The 22200-nt window shown below is 44.7% G+C and carries 14 protein-coding genes; 10 read left to right on the forward strand and 4 right to left on the reverse strand.

Annotated features, from left to right (window positions below; all coding sequences use genetic code 11):
- Nucleotides 1-263: 263 nt before the first annotated feature.
- Nucleotides 264-1451 carry a tyrosine--tRNA ligase gene (gene tyrS, locus VA249_RS11405; RefSeq protein WP_128810262.1) on the reverse strand — a complete coding sequence of 396 codons (1188 nt, stop codon included), beginning with the start codon at nt 1449-1451 and terminating at the stop codon, nt 264-266.
- A gap of 129 nt (nt 1452-1580) precedes the next feature.
- On the opposite strand from tyrS, the gene VA249_RS11410 reads away from it, so the two are divergent.
- A complete protein-coding gene (locus VA249_RS11410) occupies nt 1581-2870 on the forward strand; it encodes a peptidoglycan DD-metalloendopeptidase family protein (protein ID WP_221068054.1) in 1290 nt (429 codons plus the stop codon).
- Nucleotides 2871-2901: 31 nt separating this feature from the next.
- Here the strand turns inward: VA249_RS11410 and VA249_RS11415 are convergent, their stop codons facing one another.
- The 3 genes from VA249_RS11415 to erpA all read right to left on the reverse strand — a co-directional run bounded on the left by VA249_RS11415 (nt 2902) and on the right by erpA (nt 7619).
- Nucleotides 2902-6036: an efflux RND transporter permease subunit gene (locus VA249_RS11415; protein ID WP_221068055.1), complete on the reverse strand. Its 3135-nt coding sequence runs from the start codon at nt 6034-6036 to the stop codon at nt 2902-2904.
- Between the two features lie 9 nt (nt 6037-6045).
- Nucleotides 6046-7170 (reverse strand): efflux RND transporter periplasmic adaptor subunit, encoded by a 1125-nt coding sequence (locus VA249_RS11420; protein WP_221068056.1) that lies wholly within the window; start codon nt 7168-7170, stop codon nt 6046-6048.
- 107 nt (nt 7171-7277) lie between these two features.
- Nucleotides 7278-7619, reverse strand: a complete 342-nt coding sequence (gene erpA / locus VA249_RS11425) for an iron-sulfur cluster insertion protein ErpA (RefSeq protein ID WP_211916035.1) — start codon at nt 7617-7619, stop codon at nt 7278-7280.
- Between the two features lie 237 nt (nt 7620-7856).
- On the opposite strand from erpA, the gene hemL reads away from it, so the two are divergent.
- The 9 genes from hemL (at nt 7857) to VA249_RS11470 (ending at nt 22191) form a co-directional block, all read left to right on the forward strand.
- Nucleotides 7857-9152, forward strand: a complete 1296-nt coding sequence (gene hemL, locus VA249_RS11430) for a glutamate-1-semialdehyde 2,1-aminomutase (RefSeq protein ID WP_128810258.1) — start codon at nt 7857-7859, stop codon at nt 9150-9152.
- A 398-nt stretch (nt 9153-9550) separates the two neighbouring features.
- Nucleotides 9551-10636, forward strand: a complete 1086-nt coding sequence (locus tag VA249_RS11435) for an AI-2E family transporter (RefSeq protein ID WP_221068057.1) — start codon at nt 9551-9553, stop codon at nt 10634-10636.
- 107 nt (nt 10637-10743) lie between these two features.
- Nucleotides 10744-11769, forward strand: a complete 1026-nt coding sequence (rsmC, locus tag VA249_RS11440) for a 16S rRNA (guanine(1207)-N(2))-methyltransferase RsmC (RefSeq protein WP_211916032.1) — start codon at nt 10744-10746, stop codon at nt 11767-11769.
- A gap of 226 nt (nt 11770-11995) precedes the next feature.
- Nucleotides 11996-15382: a response regulator gene (locus VA249_RS11445; protein ID WP_221068058.1), complete on the forward strand. Its 3387-nt coding sequence runs from the start codon at nt 11996-11998 to the stop codon at nt 15380-15382.
- A 915-nt stretch (nt 15383-16297) separates the two neighbouring features.
- On the forward strand, nt 16298-17980 hold the full coding sequence (locus tag VA249_RS11450) for an ABC transporter substrate-binding protein (protein ID WP_221068059.1): 1683 nt from the start codon (nt 16298-16300) through the stop codon (nt 17978-17980).
- 170 nt (nt 17981-18150) lie between these two features.
- Nucleotides 18151-19137, forward strand: coding sequence for an ABC transporter permease (locus VA249_RS11455; protein WP_041058689.1), 987 nt, complete (start codon nt 18151-18153; stop codon nt 19135-19137).
- A gap of 2 nt (nt 19138-19139) precedes the next feature.
- Complete coding sequence (locus VA249_RS11460) at nt 19140-20165, forward strand: ABC transporter permease (protein WP_221068060.1); 1026 nt, start codon at nt 19140-19142, stop codon at nt 20163-20165.
- A 2-nt stretch (nt 20166-20167) separates the two neighbouring features.
- Nucleotides 20168-21151: an ABC transporter ATP-binding protein gene (locus tag VA249_RS11465; RefSeq protein WP_221068061.1), complete on the forward strand. Its 984-nt coding sequence runs from the start codon at nt 20168-20170 to the stop codon at nt 21149-21151.
- A gap of 44 nt (nt 21152-21195) precedes the next feature.
- Nucleotides 21196-22191, forward strand: a complete 996-nt coding sequence (locus VA249_RS11470; protein ID WP_128810253.1) for an ABC transporter ATP-binding protein — start codon at nt 21196-21198, stop codon at nt 22189-22191.
- Nucleotides 22192-22200 lie beyond the last annotated feature (9 nt).

The raw sequence follows: 22200 nt of genomic DNA on the forward strand, positions 1-22200 counted from the left end.
TGGGTAAGACGGAGATCGCCAATACCGAAGAGGGTTATTTCACTCCCTTTATCTTACTCACCCAACAACTGGGAGGATGGTCGGTATTATTCATGTAAATCTCCAATAATGTTGCCCATCTGGCAACGCGCGTATAGTAGCAAAGTTAATCAATTTTTGCAGTCAATCCGTTACGGTTTAACCAAATTTTTATACAAAAAAAGCGCCCATTGGGCGCTTTCATTTGGAACACTTATTAATTACTTGATAGTAATACGTGTTAATTACTTAATAGTAATACGAGCGAATTTACGTTTACCCACTTGGAATACGTAAGTGCCTGCTTCAGGAGCAAACTTGGCATCTGCAACTTTTTCGCCTTCCATCTTCGCTGCGCCTTGCTTAACCATGCGCATTGCTTCAGAAGTAGAAGCACATAGGCCCGCTTCTTTCAGTAGGTTTGCTACTGGTGTGCCCGCATCGAAATCAAACTCTGGCATTTCATCAGGAATTTGATTCTTAGCAAAACGGTTCACGAATTCTTGTTCAGCCGCATCAGCATCTGCTTCACTATGGAAACGAGCAATGATTTCTTTTGCTAGCAGCACTTTAACATCGCGAGGGTTCTTACCTGCTTCCACGTCGGCTTTGAACTGTGCAATCTCTTCCAGAGGACGGAAAGACAGTAGCTCGTAGTAGCTCCACATTAGATCGTCAGAAATAGACATGATCTTACCAAACATTTCGCTTGGTGCTTCGCTGATACCGATGTAGTTACCTGAAGATTTAGACATCTTCTTCTCGCCATCTAGACCAACTAGAAGTGGCATCATTAGAACAACTTGAGGTTTTTGACCGTGAGATTTTTGCAGTTCACGACCCATTAGTAGGTTGAACTTCTGGTCTGTACCACCAAGCTCTACGTCCGTTTCCATCGCAACAGAATCCCAACCTTGCAATAGCGGGTACATGAATTCGTGAATTGCGATTGGTTGACCACCAGCGTAACGCTTTTTAAAGTCATCACGTTCAAGCATACGAGCAACGGTTTGGTTAGCAGCAAGACGAATCATACCCTCTGCACCAAGCTCAGATAGCCATTCAGAGTTGAACTGAATTTTAGTCTTAGCTGGATCAAGAATCTTAAATACTTGCTCTTTGTACGTTTCTGCGTTGCGTAGAACATCTTCACGACTTAGTGGTGGACGCGTCGTGTTTTTGCCTGTTGGATCACCTACCATTGCAGTGAAGTCACCGATTAGGAACGTCACTTCATGGCCTAGTTCTTGGAACAAGCGAAGCTTATTGAAAATAACCGTATGGCCTAAGTGGATATCAGGTGCTGTTGGATCGGCACCTAACTTAATACGTAGAGGACGGCCTTCTTTTAGTTTTGCGATCAGCTCTTCTTCTGGAATCAGCTCTTCAACACCGCGCTTAATCTCGGCTAATGCAGCTTCAATGCTCGCCATTCTTGTTCACTCCCACAGATTTGGCAAAAATATAATAGCTGAACATCTTACTTGAATAGCGATGCATTTTGAAACACGTTAGACTAGGTAGTTGTCAATTTTTACGTTTAATTTAGCAATCAAGTACCCATGCATTCAATTTTTGTCAGACTTCCACTCTTGCATAAAGTATTGATCGGCTTGTTTAGTGCCCTCATCATCTTTGCACTATTCTTTTTGCCTGATCCGCAAGACCTCGACCCGCAGCAAAGCCGCCTTCAAGTCGGTCAGCATTACTCGGTACCGATTTCTATCGAATCCCCTGTAAGAAGTGAGTCCTCCAGTCTTCCATCCGTTTTACGTTGGGAGACTTACAAAATCAAAAATGGTGAGAGTGCAGCGGTCTTATTCAATCGCGTCGGTTTGTCTCCGCGCCTCTTGCATGACTTGATTACTTCTGACAAAGAAATTAAAGACCAACTCACTCGTCTACGCCCAGGAGACCAACTGCAGTTCGGGTTTGATGAGAACAACGACTTTATTCAGCTAAAACGTACATTGAATGCTTTTGAGACATTCCGCATCAAGCTACAAGGTGATAAATACATCTCTGAAGTGGATAAGAAAGAGGTGGATCACCAATATAACTATGCGGAAGCAACCATTACATCCAATTTCTGGAACGCGGGGATCGCTTCGGGATTAAACGCAAATCAAATCATGGAACTAGCAGGTATCTTTGGTTGGGACATCGATTTTGCATTAGACATTCGTAAAAACGACTCTTTCCGAGTGCTTTACCAAGAAGAAGTGGTTGAGGGTGAAGTGATTGGCCGTGGTAAAATTATTGCGGCGGTATTTAAAAACCAAGGTGACACGTTCACAGCCATTTTAGATGAGAAAAGCGGCAAGTACTACGATGAAAATGGTCGAGCAATGAAGAAAGCATTCTTGCGGGCACCACTGGATTTCCGCCGAGTCACGTCAAACTTCAACCCTCGTCGCCTCCATCCTGTTACAGGAAAAGTTCGCCCTCACCGAGGCACTGATTATGCCGCTCCCGTTGGCACACCGATCTGGGCAGCTGGTGACGGTATCGTACAAAAGTCAGCGTACAACAAGTTCAACGGTAACTATGTCTTTATCAAACATAGCAATACCTATATTACCAAGTACTTGCACTTGACTAAGCGACTCGTAAAAACAGGCCAACGCGTAAAGCAAGGCCAAACCATCGGTACATTGGGCGGCACAGGTCGCGTAACAGGACCGCATTTACACTACGAATTCCTGGTCAATGGCGTACATAAAAATGCCAGAACGGTTAAGTTACCGCAGTCAAAATCTCTGACAGGTAAAGCGAAACAAACGTTCATGGCAAACGCTAAAATCAGCATGGCAAAACTGGACCGTTACAGCAAATTGCTCGCAATGAAATAACCGTCCCACAAATTCAAAACCAAGAGGCAGCCTAAGCTGCCTCTTTTGTTTCTATTTCAGGATCATCAATGTTGTGCTCACGACCTAACATCAGTAAACAAGGTGTTAATACCAACGTGAGCACCGTGGCAAACGCCAATCCACCAGCAACAGCACTCGCTAATTGAGACCACCATTGCGTACTCGGCGCGCCAAACTCAACTTTTTGATTGATTAAGTCGATGTTCATTTCTAGCACCATCGGTAACAATCCCAAAATTGTGGTTACTGTGGTCAGTAGTACAGGACGTAAACGCTGTACCCCAGTACGCAAAATAGCGTCTTTCTTCTCTAGACCACGTCTGCGCATTTGATTGTAAGTATCAATCAACACAATGTTGTTGTTTACCACAATGCCAGCCAATGCTATCACCCCAATTCCTGACATGATGATACCAAAAGGTTTTTGCAAAATGAGTAATCCAGCAAAGACACCAACTGTCGAAAACAGCACCGCACTCAGAATCAAAAAGGCTTGGTAATAGCTGTTAAATTGCGTAATCAATATGAGTGCCATGACCCCTAATGCAATCAAGAACGCCGTTTGTAAAAACGCAGATGAGTTTTCCTGTTCTTCATTTTGACCACGAATCTTAAACTCAATGCCAGCAGGCAGATCAAGTTTTTGAATCTCTGCACTTATCTTAGGTAACTCTAAGGCTAGGTTATAACCCTCGACCATATCGGCTTTGATATTGATAACCCGTTGCCCATCTACACGTCGGATTGAGTCTTGCTTATGATCCGGCAGAATCTGGGCAAAGTTGGTGATCGGCACAAGACCTGCCGCCGTTTTGACTCGTAACTGATCAAAGCGGCCAATATCGCGCTTGTCTTGAGGATAGCGCACCAATATATCGACCTCTTCATCCGCATCATCTGGCAAATAATCACCGATTTTTAGCCCATTTGTCACAAACTGCACTGTGTTACCGACCAGTGTTGCATCAGCACCAAAACGAGAGGCATCATCTCGGCGGATATCGATTTGCCAATCAATACCCTCTTTATTCGTTGTATCACTTAAATTGGTTAGTGCTGGGTTTTTATCAGCCCAATAACGCACTAACTTGGCAGCACCATCCAGCATTCCAATACTGGCATTTTGCGCCGACATTTCGATGACAAGATCGTGCTCAACAGGTGGGCCGGCATCTGGAAATTTATACTCTAACTCCACTCCAGAGAAACGGTTAGTTACCTGTTTTAAATCCTCGATAATGACTTTAACCTGGCGACGATACTGCCAATCAACGGGCGTAATCTGAATTTGGCCGATTTCATCACCACTGTTTGATTCTGAACCCGTGCGCGTATAAACACTTTCAAATTCGTCATGTCCGAGCATCACTTGCTCAATTTCACGCATCACGGTGTCTTTTTCTTTAATAGAAAGATCGCCATAAGAACGCACTTTTACGGTAAAGAATGCAGGATCAACTTCAGGGAAAAACTCCACCCCAAGTCCAGCTTTGCTGTAGGTGTAACCCACCCCTGAAGCAAGTAATATTGCGCTGAGTAACACTTTAAGTGGATGCTTCAAAGCGATAGAGAGCGTCAAATAATAAAGTTTGGTGATTCCTGTAGCTTTGTGAAATTCACCATTGTGTAAATCCACCATCTGCTGTTTGCGTTGCGCACTCACCACTTGTGGTTTGCCAATGATCCCGCCAATGACCGGTACAAAAAGAAGCGCCATCATCAATGAAGCACTTAAGGTTGCGATCAACGTCAACGGTAAGTATTTCATGAACTCTCCCGTAATATCGGGCCAAAATAGCAATGGTGCAAACGCCGCCAACGTTGTCGCGGTTGAAGCCGTGATCGGCCAAGCCATTCGTTTTGCCGCGTCTCGGTATGCTTGTTTTCTTTGTACGCCCTCTTGCATTCGCCGGTCAGCAAACTCAGTGACAACTATGGCACCATCCACCAGCATCCCCACCGCCATAATCAATGCAAACAGCACCACTATGTTAATGGTGAGTCCAAACACGGAAAGAACAAACAAACCCGTTAAGAATGAGCCCGGAATCGAGATACCAACTAATAATGCCGTTCGAACGCCCAATATGGCGATGATGACAATGACCACCAAAATGATGGCCGAAAGGATGTTATTTTGCAGATCGCTCAGCATCAGTTTCACATCATCGGACTGATCCCAAGTGTATTTAACTTGCAAGTTGTTCGGCCAATCCGGTCGTTTTTGCCCCTCGGCGATGACTCGCTTAACAAGATCAACCGTATCAATGATGTTTTCTCCCGCTCGTTTTTTTACATCCAAAACAATCGCAGGCTCACCGTCTAAACGAGCAAAACTTTCAGGATCGCGAAATGCACGGCGTACCGTCGCGACATCACCAAACGTAATGACCTCTTTCCCACTGACTTTGATCGGTAATTCGAGCACGTCTTTTAATGAATCAAACACCGAGGGAACTTTTACGGAGAAACGCCCATAACCGGTATCCACAAACCCCGCGGCGACGACTCGGTTGTTTAAGGCAATTAAATTATAGATATCTGCCTGATCTAAACCATAACTCTCCATCAGCAGAGGATCGACGACGATTTCAACAATGTCTTCTCGATCACCCGCGATATCCACTTCTAAAACTTGACGAAAACTCTCTAGCTTATCTCGTAATGCTCGCGCGATCTGTACCGACGTGCGTTCAGGAACGGTACCATAAAGCACAACCGTAAGAACCGGTTCTTCCGAGGCAAAAGTGACTTCATTGACGGTGGGCTCATCACTATCTGCAGGTAGCTTTGGCTTCGCAAGATCCACCGCATCTCGCACATCAGCCATTGCCTCCGCTAAGTCCACGCCAACACTGAACTCTAAGGTCACAGACGCGTGCCCTTCAGAAGCAATTGACGTCATTTCCTTAACCCCCTCGATTGAGCGTAACTCTTGCTCAATCGGCCTAACGAGTAATCGCTCAGCATCTGTCGGTGAGATCCCTTGGTGCCCAACCGACACGTAAATAATAGGGATCGTAATATCAGGGCTCGATTCTTTGGGGATCGTGATATAAGTGACAACACCAGCGATCAAAATCATCACCAACAACGTTAGCATGGTACGTGCACGCGACAACGCCGCATCAATCAACGCAAACATATGCTCTCCTTATTGTTGATTGGCAGCGTCAGTGATGTCACTCACCTTGGTCGCCATGACAAGATCGCCATCTCGAGCAAAGCCTTGCCCCAATACGATAATATCCACTTGCTGGCCCAATCCAGACAACCAAACCCCATCATTTTCTGCTTTGACGAGTTGAATCGGGATAAAGTGAACACGTTGGTCACGCAAGGTTTTGATGCCTAGGTTCCCCTCCTCATCCAATGCCAACATTGCTGCGGTCACTTTAATTGCAGAGACCTCACTTAGCGCAAGGGTAACTTCGGCACTGATGCCTGCTGACATATCGTGTTGACTGTTATCGATTTCGATTTCAATCGGGAATGTATTGGTAGAAGAAGAGGAAACTCGACCGATGTAACGAATATTCCCCTCATGATGAACTTTATCAATGGTGCGAATATCGGCCTTTTGCCCCTCTTTAAGATACTGAATGTGACGCTCACTGACGTCGGCCTCAATGATCAACTTTTCTAAATCAATCACTGTTGCGATAGGGTCACCGACACCAACAAAGTCTCCTACCTCAATAAACTTGTGGTCGAGAATGCCGTTAAATGGCGCTCTTACTTTCGTATTTTTGAGCGCAGTCTCAACATTACTCAAGTTAGCTCTTGCATCCACCAATGCCGCTTGAGCTGTCGCAAATGCAACTTCGCCCTGTAAGCCTCGGTTTTTAAGAGATTGTGCGGCTTTGAACTCTTTTTCTTTTACGCTCAGCATGGCTTTAGCACGCTTGAGTTGAATATCCAGATCACGCTCATCAATATTGGCAATAACTTGCCCTTGCTTTACTGTTTGGCCTTTCTTGACATTCAACCGAATAATTTTTCCTGCCACTTCCGCTCCTAAACGCGCTTGACGATTCGGGGCAGTGCGACCATAGAGCTCTATGGTTTTACTGGTGGACTGAGCGACAAAAGTATCAAACATCACTTTAGCGACGGGAGTTTCGTCAGATTGGGAGGATGGTGTTGACGAAGATGGAGGCGGATCATCTTGCGCATTTAGCTGACCCATTGCGAGCCAAACAGCGAGAATAATAACTAGAGTAAGGGAGACAAGCCATGGACGCCCAACAATATGTCGTCCCAAGGAAAATCCTGACATACAAAGTCCTTTTATAATCTTTACCAAATCAGTCGGTAAAGTGCGTTTACGAATCTTCCTGCTACGTAAAACTCAGGCAGCCAATTGGCTGCCTGTTGTCGTATTCATTACACGCTAAATGATGCACCACAACCACAAGTGGTTGTTGCATTCGGGTTATTGACGAAGAAGCGCGCCCCTTCCAAACCCTCAGTGTAATCAACTACGCCACCAATAAGGTATTGCAGGCTCATAGGGTCAACAACCAGTGTTACGCCACTGTTTTCGATTGTTGTATCCCCCTCGTTCACATTTTCATCAAAAGTAAAGCCGTATTGGAAACCGCTACAGCCACCACCCGTGATGTATACGCGCAATTTTAGTGCTGGGTTTTCTTCTTCTGCGATCAGCGTCTTAACGCGGGATGCAGCAGCATCAGAAAAAGATAATGGTACGTTCACTTCGCTCACGAAGACCTCTCTCACTCGTGTAATGCGTCAAGCCTGTAGCAAGACGTCAAATTTTTGCTAATTAGAGCGATTATCCAATACCTGACCAACTCGTTCAAGTATTCACCGTCGATTCTTTAAAACAGAGTAAGTTTACATTGTTTACACCCACATAAATTACGCAAAACGTTTCTAACTTGAGATTAGCTAGGTACAATGCGCCCCACTTGGTCCGAGCAATCAACAGAGGATAATCCCATGACCAAATCATCAGAGCTATATCAAAAGGCTCAGAAAACCATTCCTGGCGGTGTGAATTCACCAGTTCGTGCATTCAACGGTGTTGGCGGCTCTCCGCTATTTATCGAACGAGCAGACGGTGCCCTGATTTTTGATGCCGATGGTAAAGCGTACATTGACTACGTAGGTTCTTGGGGCCCAATGATTCTTGGCCACAACCATGCAGTGATCCGTGAAGCTGTAATCAACGCGGCTCAACGCGGTCTAAGTTTCGGTGCGCCAACTGAAATGGAAATTGCGATGGCCGAATTGGTCTCTGAACTTGTGCCATCGATGGAACAACTTCGCATGGTAAGCTCTGGTACTGAAGCAACCATGAGTGCGATCCGTCTTGCTCGTGGCTTTACTGGTCGCGACAAAATCATGAAGTTTGAGGGCTGCTACCACGGCCATGCAGACAGCCTATTAGTAAAAGCTGGTTCTGGCGCGCTAACTCTTGGCCAACCAAGCTCTCCAGGCGTACCTGCTGACTTTGCTAAACACACGCTAACAGCAACATTTAACGATCTTGAATCTGTACGTGAATTGTTCGCTGCAAATAAAGGCGAAATTGCGTGTATCATCGTTGAACCAGTAGCGGGCAACATGAACTGTATCCCACCAGTAGCTGGCTTCCACGAAGGTCTACGTGAAATCTGTGACCAAGAAGGCGCGCTTCTGATTTTCGATGAAGTAATGACCGGTTTCCGCGTAGCACTTGGCGGTGCTCAAGCTCACTACAACATCAAGCCAGACCTCACCACGCTAGGTAAAGTGATCGGTGGTGGTATGCCAGTTGGCGCTTTTGGTGGTCGCAAAGAAGTTATGCAATACATTGCTCCTACAGGCCCTGTGTACCAAGCGGGCACATTATCTGGTAACCCTGTGGCAATGGCAGCAGGCTTTGCATGTTTGAATTTGCTAAAAGAAGAAGGCAATGAGAAACGCCTAGCAGCAAAAACAAAACAACTTGCAAATGGTTTCAAAACACTTGCAGACAAACACGGCGTTCCACTTGTTGTAAACCAAGTAGGCGGCATGTTCGGCTTCTTCTTTACTGAACAAGAAAGCGTGACTTGTTATGAAGACGTCACTAAGTGTGATGTCGAGCGCTTCAAACGTTTCTTCCACCTAATGCTAGAGCACGGTGTCTACCTTGCACCATCAGCATTCGAGGCAAGCTTTACCTCTCTTGCTCACGGCTCAAAAGAAATTGATGCCACATTAGAAGCGGCTGATCGCTGTTTCGCTATCATTGCATCTGAAGCGAAATAAGCTGACTGAATTAGGCGCTTTTAGCAAAACAACGCGAAAGCCATAGCGCTCAATTCAATACAAAATGCAATACAGAAAAAGGACCATCTCGGTCCTTTTTTAATGCCTATTTCCAGTTAACGAACACTAGAATAACTATCATACCAAGCACAATTCCAAACCATGGTATGCGTTTGGTCTTTGTATCAGTTTGACACGCCTTATCTTTGCCACAGCAACCCATTTTTTGATCTCTTGATTGATAACCGCCTGAATTGTGGTCATTATAACAAGGTCAATGGCGCCGTTCTAATTCAACTCTGTCATAAGCTTGAAAGAATTGTCGGTGCAAAGTATTAAAGATTTTGCGCTGTGGTATAAGGCGTAAACACAAATCATCCGTAAGTTGGATTAATCCTATGCCGAATAATGTAAAAATCACGTCGAGTCACCGAGTGCTAGTCGTTGCACTCCTCGCCGCTGCTTTTGCCTGCTATTTGCTGGTTGAACCGTACATCAACTCAATCGTTATGGCTTTCATCATCTCACTACTCATGTTCCCAATTCATGAATGGTTTGAGAAAAAGATGCCTACCCACCAAAACATGGCGTCACTACTTTCATGTATCGTACTCACTTTTATTATCGTGATTCCATTGTTATTTGTATTTGCTGCAATTGTTCAACAAGGGTCAGTGTTTTCACAAAATACTTATCAATGGGTTTCGAATGGCGGCATTCAAGACATCTTCCAACATCCTTGGGTAGTCAAAGGTTTATCTCTTGTAAATGAATACTTACCTTTTGACAAAATTGAACCTCAGGCTATTGCAGAAAAAATTGGTCAGTTCGCCACAAGCTTTGGTTCTAACCTTGTGGCCATTAGTGCAAAGATCCTAGGTGACGCCACGAACTTCTTGATGGATTTCTTCCTAATGCTGTTCGTCTTGTTCTTCCTACTTCGCGATCACGATAAAATCATTTCAGCGCTGCGCCATATTTTGCCGCTTTCACGTAGCCAAGAAGATAAAATTCTGACAGAAATCGAGCAAGTTTCTAAATCTGCTGTAATGGGCTCATTCTTAACGGCAATCGCTCAAGGTTTTGCAGGTGGTATCGGTATGTGGCTAGCCGGGTTCCCTGGCTTGTTCTGGGGAACGATGATGGGCTTTGCCTCTTTCATACCAGTCGTCGGTACGGCATTAATCTGGATCCCAGCAGCCATCTATTTATTCCTGACTGGCGATACAACTTGGGCAATCTTCCTTACTGTTTGGAGTGTGATCATTGTTGGTTCTATTGATAACTTATTGCGCCCACTTTTAATGCAAGGCAGTGCGGGAATGAACACGTTAATGATCTTCTTCTCACTATTAGGAGGTTTGCACCTGTTTGGCTTAATTGGATTGATCTATGGTCCGTTGATCTTTGCCGTCACCATGGTCTTATTCAATATCTACGAAGAAGAGTTTAAAGACTTCCTTAACCAACAAGATAACACCTAGAAATATCGGTCAGTAGTGCCGGAGTTCTGGGTACACGTTAATTGCTTCAAGCTTGGGCCAGATTGTGCGAAAATCTGGCCCAACTTATTTTCTGATGAACCAAATTTATGTCTGCTTATATCGCTCCTAGCCAAATAGCTCAGCGCCAACTCGAGTATTTCAACGGAAAACACGTTTTAGTTGCAGGTGAAGTTGAAGACTTATTCCCACTGGAATTAGTCAATCACTGTGAGTCTGTCGAAGTGTTCACTTCTAACTACAGCTATTTCCGTCAAATTCGCAGCTCTGACAAAATTAGAAGCCACTTCGGCTCAGAATTTGATATTGATACTCAAGCAGACATGGTGTTGTTGTACTGGCCAAAAGCAAAAGCAGAAGCAGAATATTTACTTGCCATGCTGATGGCGAAGCTTGGTATCAACACCGAAATCGTCGTCGTTGGTGAAAACCGCTCTGGGGTGAAGAGCATTGAGAAAATGTTCAAAGAATATGGTCCTGTAAACAAATACGACTCTGCTCGTCGCTGTTCATTCTACTGGGGCACTTGCCTTAACGAGCCAAAGCCTTTTAATCAAGCGGATTGGTTTAAGTCTTATGTTGTAACGTTAGGTGAACAATCGCTGACGGTTAAGAGCCTTCCTGGCGTATTCAGTCATGGTGAATTTGATTTGGGTAGTCGTTTGCTGCTTGAAACCCTGCCTAAGCTATCTGGCAAAGTTCTCGACTTTGGTTGCGGCGCAGGCGTACTCGGCGCATTTATGACGAAAGCAAACCCAGAGATCGTGATTGAAATGTGTGACATCAACGCTTATGCGATTACCTCTAGCCAAGCAACGCTAGAAGCTAACGGGTTAACGGGGCATGTGTTTGCGTCAGACATTTATTCAGATGCTTCAAACGATTATCGCTTTATCATCAGTAACCCACCATTTCACAGTGGTCTCGACACAAATTACAACGCAGCTGAAACACTTCTAGGTCAAGCACCTCACCATATGACTCGCGATGGTGAAATGGTCATTGTTGCGAACAACTTCTTAAAATATCCACCAATTATTGAGAAAGCATTCAACAATTGCGAGACACTAAATAAGACTACCAAGTTCTCTATCTACTACGCTAAAAAGTCGTAATCCCTTGCTGCGCAGGCGAAATCCTGCGCAAATTTGCCTAAAGTACATCAAGCTCAGCAAAAAACTGCGCCTTTCACCACGCTTTACACTTAACTTTCTTGTCAAAGAAAAAAAACTCGTTAATTTTGTTAATTCTATTGAGTTTAATGCCTTATCCGTTTTTAACGAGAACCTCGGCAAGCCCCACTTATTGGCCACTGCCCTTTTATGAGTTGTAATCTTATTCATGTTTAAATTCTACAAAAAGCAGAAATTTAAGCGTCTACAAAGTACGCTAATGACCGCCTTTTTGGTTCTAAGTATTACGCCCCTGACGATCACGGCGATCTTCTTCCTGCAATCTCACACTAAAGATCTTGAAGAACAGAGCACATCGCACCTTCTTTCAGTTCGTGATACCAAGCAGCAGCAAATCATCGATTACTTCGCAGCGCAAGAAACCGAAGTAATGGGCTTTGTGCGTTCAGAATTAGCTTATGCCAGCGGTGGACGATTCTACGGTCTGGTTAATGCATTTAGTCGCTTGGGGCAAGATATCGAAAGCGCAAGACACAACGCTCAACAGCGTTACATTAAAGGCAGTGGCGACCAAATCAAAACCTCGATTTTGCCTGAATCTTCAGATTACGTTGGCAGTGAACGCTATCGTCTGCTCCATAAGCGCTACCACTGGGCTTATCTAGAATTACTCAAGCGCTCAGATTTCAACGATATTTTATTGGTCGACATTGATGGGAACGTCACGTATTCAATCAACAAAGACGACAACTATGGCACTAACTTACTAAGCGGCCCATACAAAGATACCGCATTGGGTAAGACGTTTAAGCGCCTATCTGAAGATGTCAGTGCTCGCCGAAAAATCAATGAAGACTATACCCCCGTAGTCGTGTCTGACTTTGATTTAGAAAATGGAAAACAAGTCGCATGGCTTGGTGCACCTATTGTACAACAAGGCTACCTACACAGTTATGCCATGTTCCGCCTACCAAATAATGGCATCACCAAGCTTGTTGCTGATATCAACCGTGATTCATCCATCAATACCCTTTTAGTTGGTAGCAACCATCAACCTCGAACCATTAACACCAAGCAACAAGATATTCAAAACAGCTTGGAAGTCGTGGATAAAGCCCTTGCTGGTCAAACAAACGTTGGAACCTACAAAAATGGGGCGGGCGAAGAATTTATCGCCGCATTTGCGCCTATCCAAACCCGAGGAATCACTTGGGCATTGGTGGTTCAACTACCAGAAAAAGAAGCTTTTTATCGCGTTCATCAGCTAGAAAAGCTATTCGTTATTGCAATGCTTATCGCTATTGTTCTAGTAGTCATTGCATCACATTACCTGTCTAACTTCATTACTTCTCCTCTACTCAAATTAACGTGGGCTGCTGAAAAGGTTTCCGCAGGTGATCTAGACGAAACCACATTTAATACCAAACGCAAGGATGAAATTGGCCGTCTAGCCATTAGTTTTGAGCGTATGCAACGTTCTATTCGCGAGAAGATCCAAACCATCAAGCAACAAAACGAAGAGCTAGAGAGCAACATCAAGCTGATCCAAAAGCAAAACGAAGAGTTGCAATTGGCAGACAAACTCAAAGATGAGTTCCTAGCAACGACGTCCCACGAATTACGTACGCCACTACACGGGATGGTAGGAATTGCAGAAACCCTAGTCTCGGGAGCAAATGGTGCCATTCCAGCAAGCCAAAAGTACCAACTGGATATCATCATTAAAAGTGGTCAGCGCTTGGCAAACCTCGTAGATGATTTATTGGATTACCACAAAATGCGTTATGGCAGCATGGATATCCAAAAGTCGGCGGTTAGCCTTGCGAGTGCCACTCGCTTGGTGCTTGAGCTTTCAAATCATTTACTTGGAAACAAAACCATCCGAATCATCAATCAAGTTCCAGCTGATTTAAAAGCCGTTTCAGCCGATCCTCAGCGCTTAGAGCAAGTGCTGTATAACTTGATCGGCAATGCGATCAAGTACACCTCTGAGGGGAAAATCGTCATCTCGGCCAATGTCATTGATGAGCAAGTCCGAGTTCAAGTGGTCGATACTGGCCAAGGTATTCCAGCTGAACACCTCGAGCATATTTTTGAACCGCTTATCCAAGCAGGACAAGATACCAGCCGTTACCGTCAAGGTGCTGGTTTGGGGCTATCAATCAGCCGTCAATTGATTGAGTTAATGGGCGGGTCACTCTATGTGAGCAGCCAGCCAATGGTCGGGACGACATTTAGTTTCACTCTGCCACTGGCTACGGAAGCAGAAATTGAAGCCACTGAAAGCCTTGCTGCTCGAGGACATTTCCAAATTCCTGAAATTAACATGGACAGCAACAACGATCTTTCTCTACCAGAAAATCCTGATGGCCCTCTTCTTTATGTGGCCGACGATGAACCCGTTAACTTACGCGTGTTAGAAAGCTTCTTACGATTAGAAGGCTACCGAGTACGTACCGTTTCTGATGGTCCTGATACACTAACGTTAATCGAACAGGAAAAGCCTGAACTCTTATTACTCGATATCATGATGCCGGGAATGAGCGGCTATCAAGTTTGTAGTGAATTGCGTAAAACATACGATCATGCCGAACTGCCAATCATTATGCTCACCGCTCTGAATCAAACTGAAGACCGTGTTCGTGGATTTGAAGCCGGTGCCAATGATTACCTATCAAAGCCATTTAATAAACAAGAGCTTGCTGCTCGGATTCAGGCCCACCTAACGGCAAGTAAAGCAGAAATGCGTCATGTCGAGAATAAACTCCTAGAGTCCGAACTCCGACAACGAGCACAGATTGAAGCAAGCTTACTAGAAACGCAAGGACGGTTACTTGAACAACTAGAATCCGCTCCTGAAGCCATCATTTGCTTGCGCGAAGACCAACGTGTGCGTTTTGCCAATGAAGCCGCATGTAAGCTGTTTAGACGAAATTTGGAGCAGCTCAGACGATCTTCGGCAGATGAGTTAATCGCGCCGAAATACCTAACAGTAAAGCAACCACATTACTGCGGTAAGGTCGATATATACGTTGAAGATATTCGTCAAAATATTGAAGCAGACATCCTTAAACTTCCTGAGGGTTCTGGTCTAGACGTCATGTATATATTTAACGTCGGCGGTGGGGCAAATGCAGCGCGTATCCACAATTTGGAAACTGCCGTTGAAGTACTGTCGAGCTATGCATTCGATGGCGACAAGGACCAACTTCAAAAATTGAAAGAGCTTGGTGGAGAATTTACTCGTCTTGCAGATAAAGCATTGGGCAGTAAAAAGGACAAACAAGAGCTCATGCGTGAAGTACTCGTCGATGTTATGTCGCACGCCCTTGATTATTGGGAATCCGCAACCGGAGAAACCAAATTCGCTTTTGCAGAACAAAGTGGTTTGTGGCGTGTCTATCTCGACCGAAGTACGCTACAAACTCGTACGCTCGATAAATATATGCGCATTGAAACGCTACCTAAAACGCCACGCTGGCGAACGGTACTAAGCTCTATCGAATTCATTCTTGAGCATTGTAAGGACCAAAGTCCAGAGCGTGCTCATATAGAAGCCCAACGAGACAAGTTACAAAGATTGCTTACCAGTTAATCTTTCATAACATACGCATCCTACCCCACCAATCTGGTGGGGTATTTTTTATCTATCATCTCATATAGCATGGGATCACTCTTCTTCACCAACAAAGCAGCACTCAATAAGTAAGCACATACAATAAGTACGTTTCAAGCAAACGTTACAAATCAATCTCCTTCTGAGGTTGCTGGCTGCGAAGCCTCCTCCTTATCAACGATAGACCAACCACACCTGGCAAGGTAATTACTTAGATTGTGTACCTAAAACGTTCTTAAGGCATGATATAAAGAGCTCCTAATACATGAAACAAGTATTCTCAACTCAGAGAGTTCCTCACTATAGATTTACCCCAATCGCTTTAGCCAACGCAACGAAACACACTTCCTTTTTTAGTTAAAAAAAGCATAATCCTCACCGCCGTTTTTACGCGACATTTGGCCATATTTGAGTTTCAAAACAGAGTTTGGCTGACAATTGGTAGAGATTGCGAACTCAATCACAACAGAACGGCAGATTAAATTTTATTTAAATAATTAACGTACTTTTGACGTGTGAGCTAGATCGACAATGACTCAAAAACAATAGAAACCATTAAAATAAAAGGCCTCAAAGGTTAGTAATAACTAACACGTACTTTTCACATGGAAACATATTGCGACGCAGTTCAATGTTCAAAACTTAGCCACAAGCGTACAAAAAAAGCGCAAAATAACGTTTATAACGTAACTTGCTATGTTTTTAACGTTTTTAACGGGAAACGAATTTGATTATTTTACTGATAAGGTGTTTTCTTAACCGTGCCTAAGGCCTACAGGCCACTCTTAGAAGCTACAGGCAAATAGATATAGTGTAGTGATGAAGAGGTGGGTCTTAGAGAATGTTAATCCATTATTCCATTAGTGAAATGAAAGCAAATAGTAAGGAACAGCTATGCTTGCCAATATTAAAAAAACAGCACTAGCAACAGCAATTATTGCAACGGCTACGACCGGTTTTGCATCAGTAGCTACAGCCGCTGAACGCAGTGAACTGACTATCCACCCTAAAGAGTTTACAACTTTTGTTCGTAACTTTAACCCTTTCTTGGGTGCAACTAACCTGCACACAACGACTGACTTTATTTACGAGCCTCTCGTTGTTTTCAACGAAATGCATGGTAACACACCAGTATTTCGTCTAGCAGAAAACTTCAAAATGGCAGATGACCTAAAAAGCGTAATTTTCGATATTCGTAAAGGCGTAAAATGGTCTGATGGTGAAGCGTTTAGCGTTGATGACGTAGTTTACTCTTTTAACCTAGTTAAAGAGAAGCCAGAGCTCGATCAATCAGGTATCAACTCATGGGTTAGCAGCGTAGAAAAACTTAACGATCACCAAGTTAAGTTCAACCTAACTGAAGCAAACTCTAACGTTCCTTACGAAATTGCTAGAGTACCAGTGGTACCTAAGCATGTATGGAGCAAAGTAAAAGATCCAGCGACATTCACTAACGAAAATCCAGTGGGTTCTGGTCCGTTCACAGTGATCGACACTTTCACTCCGCAGTTATACATCCAGTGTGAAAACCCGAACTACTGGGATGCAGCGAACCTAGACGTTGACTGTCTACGTGTTCCTCAAATTGCAAACAACGACCAGTTCCTGGGTAAAGTTGTTAACGGCGAAATGGACTGGACTTCTTCATTCGTTCCAGACATCGACCGTACTTACGCAGCAGCGAGCCCTAAACATCACTACTGGTACCCGCCTGCAGGTACTCAAGCGTTCGTAGTGAACTTTAAAAACCCAGATGCAGCGAAGAACGAAGCGCTAACTAACGTTGACTTCCGTCGCGCATTCTCTATGGCTCTTGACCGTCAAACTATTATCGATATCGCGTTCTACGGTGGCGGTACTGTGAATGACTTTGCATCAGGCCTTGGCTACGCATTCGAAGCTTGGTCTGACGAAAAGACTCATGACAAGTACAAGGGTTACAACTCATACAATGCTGAAGGTGCGAAGAAACTTCTAGCGAAAGCGGGCTTCAAAGACGTAAACAAAGACGGCTTCGTTGACACGCCATCTGGCAAGTCTTTCGAGCTTCTAATTCAATCACCAAACGGTTGGACAGACTTCAACAACACAGTACAACTCGCGGTTGAACAGTTGGGCGAAGTTGGTATCAAAGCTCGTGCTCGTACACCAGATTTCTCTGTGTATAACCAAGCAATGCTTGAAGGTACATACGACGTAGCATACACCAACTACTTCCACGGTGCAGACCCATACACTTACTGGAACAGTGCTTACAACTCAGCACTTCAGTCTGGCGACGGTATGCCTCGTTTCGCGATGCACTTCTACAAGAACGAAAAGCTAGATGGTCTTCTAAACAGCTTCTACAAAACAGCTGATAAGCAAGAACAGCTAGAAATCGCTCACGGTATTCAGCAAATCATCGCTCAAGACCAAGTGACTATCCCTGTATTGTCTGGTGCTTACATGTACCAATACAACACAACTCGCTTCACTGGTTGGTGGAACGAAGAAAATCCTAAGGGCCGTCCAAACATTTGGGCTGGTATCCCAGAGCGTCTACTTCACGTATTGGACCTAAAACCAGTTAAATAAGTAGAAGTTCATTTCTAGCGGCACACATCCCGTGTGCCGCCTATAAAAATCTCCTTGTGACCAAACCAACATATGGCGCTCGTCGTCAGGGGATTTTTCGCTCTAAATTTCGCTAGGAGCGACCTGAAACCAGAAACAGGGAAAAAATCTGGGTGAGTAAGGTGTGAGTTATGGGTTATTTTTTAAGACGTTTGTCGTTCTATCTTGTCGCGCTCTTAGTTGCAGCGACGTTAAACTTTATTATTCCGCGAGCAATGCCTGGTGACCCAGTTACCATGATGTTTGCTAACGCATCAGTACAGGTAACACCAGAGCGAATTGCAGCAATGAAAGAACTGCTGGGGTTCGTAGATGGTCCAATTTACATTCAGTACCTGTCGTACATCAAAAACATTCTAAGCTGGGAGCTAGGTACTTCTATCCAGTTCTACCCGCTTTCAGTTAACTCTCTACTAGGTGGCGCATTTGGTTGGTCATTATTCCTAGCAGGTACCGCTGTTGTACTTTCATTCTCGATTGCTTCTGTACTCGGTATCTTCGCGGCTTGGAAACGTGGTAGCCGATACGACGCATTTGTAACGCCAGGCACTCTGATCATTCAAGCGATTCCACAAATGGTTATCGCGATGCTAGCACTGTTCATCTTTGCTATCGGCTTAAAGTGGTTCCCATCGGGTTACGCATACACCCCAGGTACCGTGCCAGATTGGACAAACTGGGAATTCCTAAAAGACGTGGGTTATCACGCAATCCTTCCATTGTTCTGTGCGACGATTGTTCAGATTGGTGGCTTCCTAGTAAACATGCGTAACAACATGATCAACCTACTTGCTGAAGATTACATCACAATGGCAAAAGGTAAGGGGCTGAGCGAAAACCGAGTGGTATTCAACTACGCAGCTCGTAACGCACTACTACCAAGTGTCACCGCACTTTCAATGTCTCTAGGTATGGCAATCGGTGGTCAGCTAATCATCGAAATGATCTTCAACTACCCAGGTCTAGGTACGGTTCTTCTTAACGCAATTCACGCACGTGACTACCAAGTACTTCAAGGTCAGCTCATCATCATGACGATGTTCATGCTTTGCTTCAACCTAATGGCTGACATGCTGTACATGATTCTAGACCCTCGCCTACGTAAGGGAGGCAAATAATCATGAAAGAACTATTTAAACTGATTTTAGGTAACGCGTTCGCACGTGTTGGTTTGGCAATTATCTCGGTATTCATCTTTGTAGCAGTCGCTGCACCTTTGATTACTCAACATGCGCCAGATAAGCGCACTGGTAACCCACATGAATACCCTGGTTTTGTTGTAAAACAAGCACAAAATAACCCGGATGGCTGGGTTGCGAAAAACCTAGCAGACGACCGTCGTACCCTGCTGATGTCGAAAAAAGCGGACCACGTACTGGGCACGTCTCGTATGGGTCGTGACATCTGGTCTCAAGTTGCTTACGGCGCTCGAGTATCTCTAGGTGTGGGTTTTGGTGCGGGTATCATCGTGTGTTTCCTAGCAACCGTTATTGGTATCTCAGCAGGTTACTTCGGCGGTCGTGTCGATGACGTACTGAGCGCGGCAATGAACATCATGCTGGTTATTCCACAGTTACCGCTACTGTTCGTACTCGCTGCGTTTATCGGGGAGGCTGGGCCGCTCACCATTGCCTTGATTATCGCCGGTACTTCCTGGGCTTGGGGTGCACGTGTTGTGCGAGCTCAAACCATGGCACTACGAGAAAAAGAGTTCGTTAAAGCCGCAGAAGTACTGGGTGAGTCTCCTATTCGCATCATCTTCGTTGAGATTTTGCCAAACCTAATCCCAATCGTTGGTGCAAGCTTCATCGGTTCAGTAATGCTAGCAATCAACACCGAAGCGGTAATTTCGTTCCTAGGTCTAGGCGATGCCAATACCATCAGTTGGGGCATCATGCTGTACAACGTACAGACTTCATCAGCGATGCTTATCGGCGCATGGTGGGAAGTACTAGCACCTTGTATTGCATTAACTCTATTGGTTACTGGCCTTGCTCTACTGAACTTCGCAGTCGATGAAATTGCTAACCCACAGCTTCGTTCTCACAAAGGCATGAAGCGCTGGAAGAAAATGGCAGCACAAGATAAGAAAGAACGTGAGCCAGAATTGGCACCACAAAATGCACTATGGAGCGGAGATAAATAATCATGACTGCACCACTAATTTCTATCCGTAACCTATGCGTAGACTACATTACAGATGCGGGCGATGTCCGCGCCTGTAATAACGTCAGCTTCGACATTGCGCCAGGTGAAGTATTCGGCCTAGCAGGTGAATCAGGCTGTGGTAAATCAACCGTTGCATTCTCGCTAATGCGCCTTCACAAGCCGCCAGCGTTTATCACTGGTGGTGAGGTTATCTTCAATGGTGAGAATATCCTTCAGTACAGCGATGAACGCATGCAGTCCTTTCGCTGGAGTGAGATGTCGATGGTATTCCAAAGTGCCATGAACGCATTGAACCCTGTTCTGAATATGGAAGAACAATTCTGCGACGTGATCATGCGCCATACCAACATGACTCGTGAACAAGCGAAAACACGAGCTGAGGGATTACTGGAAATCGTTGATATCCACCCTAGCCGTCTAAATGACTACCCACACCAGTTTTCTGGTGGTATGCGTCAACGTTTGGTTATCGCAATTGCGTTAGCGCTAAACCCTAAGATGATCATCATGGATGAACCAACAACGGCACTAGACGTAGTGGTTCAACGTGAGATTCTGCAAAAAATTTATGCATTAAAAGAAGAGTTTGGTTTCTCAATTCTATTCATCACCCATGACTTATCGTTGATGGTCGAGTTCTCAGATCGCATCGGCATTATGTACTCTGGTGAATTAATTGAAGTTGCACCATCTAAGCAAATTTTGGAAAGTCCTTACCACCCTTACACGAAAGGTTTGGGTAGCTCTTTCCCTCCATTAACCGGCCCGAAAACCAAATTGACAGGTATCCCAGGCAACCCTTTGAACCTATTAGAGATCCCTCAAGGTTGTCGTTTCCAAGCTCGTTGTGACCGCGTTCACGAAGCTTGTACACGAGTTCCGACACAACTGCGCGAAATCGAAGCAGGTCGTTTCTCGAACTGTCATTTATACGGCCAAACCATTGCTCAAGCTAAGGTTTAAAACAAACACCTTACGCTAAGAACAAAATTACATTGGAGAGAATTATGAGCAAACAACTCGGCGAACTGCTGATTGAAGGTAAGAATGTCGTTAAAGACTTCCCTTTGAACAGTAACTCAATCAAACAAACTAAGATGCGTGCAATCAACGATGTATCTTTCAAAATGTACAAAAGCCGCGGTTTGTCAGTGGTGGGGGAATCAGGTTCAGGCAAATCAACCACAGCTAAAATGATTGCAAAAATGTATGCCCCTACCGATGGCATCATTGAATACAAGGGCCGCGATATTCAGGACATCACATCGAAACACGATCTGATGACCTACCGTGAAGGCGTGCAGATGGTATGGCAAGACCCGTTTGGGTCACTTAACCCAACGCACAATATTTTCCACCACATTGCTCGCCCACTGTTGATTCATAAAAAAGTATCACCGGGCAACAAAAAAGAGCTAGAAGAGCGCGTGTATGATCTTCTAGAACAAGTAGGTCTTATCCCACCAAAAGAGACGGCGCAAAAATTCCCTCACCAGCTTTCTGGTGGACAACGTCAACGTGTGAACTTAGCTCGCAATATCGCAGTAGGGGCCGAGGTAGTACTGGCCGATGAACCAACATCCATGCTTGATGTATCAATTCGTGCAGGTGTTCTTAACCTGATGGAAGAAATGAAGTTTGAGAAGCAAATGTCTCTACTTTACATTACCCATGACATCGCAACTGCACGTTACATCGCAGAAGACTTAGCCGTAATGTACGTGGGTCACATGGTTGAATGGGGTGATACAGAGGAAATCATCCACGATCCTCAGCATCCATATACACAACTGCTAGTTTCTGCCGTGCCAGATCCATCTAAGTCCATTCATGAAAAATTGAAAGGCAACAAAGGGGATATCCCTCTCTGGACACCTGACTCTGTGGGTTGCCCATTTGCTGGACGTTGTGTTCATGCTACCGACAAGTGCCGAGAGAAACTGCCTGCTGTTACTCAGTTGTCAGACAATCACTTTGTTCGTTGTTACTTATTTGAAAATTAATAACTACTA

It is taken from the genome of Vibrio alfacsensis (assembly GCF_019670485.1).
GTDB lineage: Bacteria > Pseudomonadota > Gammaproteobacteria > Enterobacterales > Vibrionaceae > Vibrio > Vibrio alfacsensis.